The sequence below is a fragment of the Neorhizobium sp. SHOUNA12A genome, assembly GCF_023006505.1.
In the GTDB taxonomy this organism is placed as follows: domain Bacteria; phylum Pseudomonadota; class Alphaproteobacteria; order Rhizobiales; family Rhizobiaceae; genus Neorhizobium.
Map to the genome: position 1 here is coordinate 1 of NZ_JALBGV010000184.1, position 2,225 is coordinate 2,225.

2 pseudogenes are annotated in these 2,225 nt (G+C 57.8%); both read right to left on the minus strand.

The annotated features are described in order from the left end of the window. A pseudogene (locus tag MOV63_RS32355) lies at window positions 1-711 on the minus strand (IS5 family transposase); the annotation flags it as partial. A 29-nt stretch (window positions 712-740) separates the two neighbouring features. Further along, window positions 741-932, minus strand: a pseudogene (locus MOV63_RS33120) (hypothetical protein); the annotation flags it as partial. Window positions 933-2,225 lie beyond the last annotated feature (1,293 nt).

Consider the following 2,225-nt stretch of genomic DNA (forward strand, 5'->3'; position numbering starts at 1 on the left):
AAGAAGGTGTGAGCGCAGCGATCGTATCGGGTGTGAATTCTGCGCCAGTCCTTGAGCCTGCCGAACATGTTTTCGATCTTGTGGCGCTTTTTGTAGAGCGCCGGATCGTGCAGGATGACAACCTTTCGGCTTGCCCGAGATGGAATGCAGGCCGTAATCCTGCGTGCGGCCAAGGCGTCTCGAAACCAGTCGGCGTCATAGCCCTTGTCGGCCAGAAGCGTCTTTGCCTTTGGGAAGGCGTGGAGCATCCGCGCAGCGCCTTTGTAGTCGCTCATTGCCCTTCGCTCAGAAGCAGGATCAGCGGCCGGCCATGGTCGTCGCAAACAGCATGGAGCTTGGAGTTCAGCCCGCCTTTGGTGCGTCCGATACGTCGGGGAACATCCCCTTTTTTAGCAGACTGGCTGCGGTGCGGTGGGCTTTCAGATGGGTGGCGTCGATCATCAATTGCTCAGGTTTGCCCCGCTTTGCAGTCAGTTCGGCCAGGATACGATTGAACACGCCAAGCCTGCTCCATCTGATGAAGCGGTTGTAGATCGTCTTATGCGGGCCGTATTCCTTCGGAGCGTCGCGCCATCGCAGCCCGTTGCGCAAAACGAAGATGATACCGCTCAAAATCAGCCGGTCATCAACGCGCGGAACGCCGTGAGACAACGGGAAATACGGCTCGATCCGGCGCATTTGCGCCTCCGACAACAACAGCAGATTACTCATTGCGAAGGCTTCCTTTCGATCCCAATGAATCAAAGGCAGTAGGCCACCGCAAGCAATTTAATAGGTCCTGAGCCTAGTTCGCGCACGCCCACATCGGATACGCAGGTCACCGTCGCCGGCACAAATGCGGGAGCGGCATCCTGCGCCACCGCTTGCCGACGCCACGTGTAAATGAGCCCCGTTGAAACATCATAACGACGGTCCACCTCGGAAACGACCGCGCCAGGCGAGAATGGCCTTCAATATTCTGCATGCTCGTCCGCTGACCATCGCCGGCCACATACCGGCGCTGCCAGAAACGCTCCGTGTGCAATGAATTCTCAATGCGCTTCTGGAGCTCACTCGTGTGGGCACACGATCACAGTGGCAAACTCGCGTCGCAACACGGCCTCCACCGGAGGCGTACGACGAACCCGCATCGGCCACACAAGCAACTCAAACCAGCTGCCTCCGACAAACCCCGGGGCGTGTGTGGATGCCCAGGTTTCGCAAGAAGAGTTATCTGACCGCTGTCTGCGAGCGAGGATCCTATCTGTCGTGTGTGAGGCCTCGCGATGTGGCCTGAAGCAGCCATGGGCCGGGATGCAGTTCGAAAAATAGGGTCCTCATCGGTTCAGAAAGCTTCGTTGGCTCGAGCCCCGGAGGCTAGTTTGCCCATTATGAACACTAAAGTCGTTTTCCGCATCGTTCCGTCAGTCGATCCTCTCACCAGGGCTCATCACGCCAGGCACTGCCGCGATGTCCTTCGAGAAAGGCAGCGGATCACGCCATCCCGCGATTCGGCCCACTTGTCGTCATTATGGCCCATATGATGCGAGCCACCTTGTTGGGCAGCGCGAGGGCGGCGACCATGTGTCCGAACCAGTTGTCAGGAAGGATGCCCTTGCGGAAGATCCATCGAATTATGCTCATGCCCCGACGACCAGCAATCTGCGGATATCGGTCCGTCCCATTCTACTTACACCGCCAAGGCGTCCTCGGTGCGTGCGGAATACGACTGCTCACGCCTGATGCTCGACGCTCTTGACCGCAAAGTAGTGCATGTTCGGACGCAGCGCAGCCTCCCGATCACGGCTGCATCCGCTCGCGTCATTCTTATGGCGTTTGACGACGGCTTCATAGGTTCGCGGAAACGGCCGTACGTCGTGGCCGTGACTTTTCGCGGATCGGCCCCGGAAATGGCGGGTAGCACAGGCTTCCATCGCACGATGCAAGGCGACTGCTCGCTCAGAAACTGCTGTCAACGAGACCGCGACACACTGCGATTGGATAGGACCGCACCGCCGCGGTCTGCTGCGCTGAACTGGGAGGTTCGCTTCGCGAGGTCGATTGCAAGAATATGAACGGCTGTCATCTGCTTCTCCTTCGTGGAGCCACCACGGCGCTGAGCCGGTATTGTATGCCGAAGGCGGTCGAAAAGGGGCATCCACCGATCAGTTCATTCCAACTCAAATCAACTGATTATTTCAAACCTAAAACTCTTCTTGACGAAGCCGAAAACTGTTTGTAAAAGA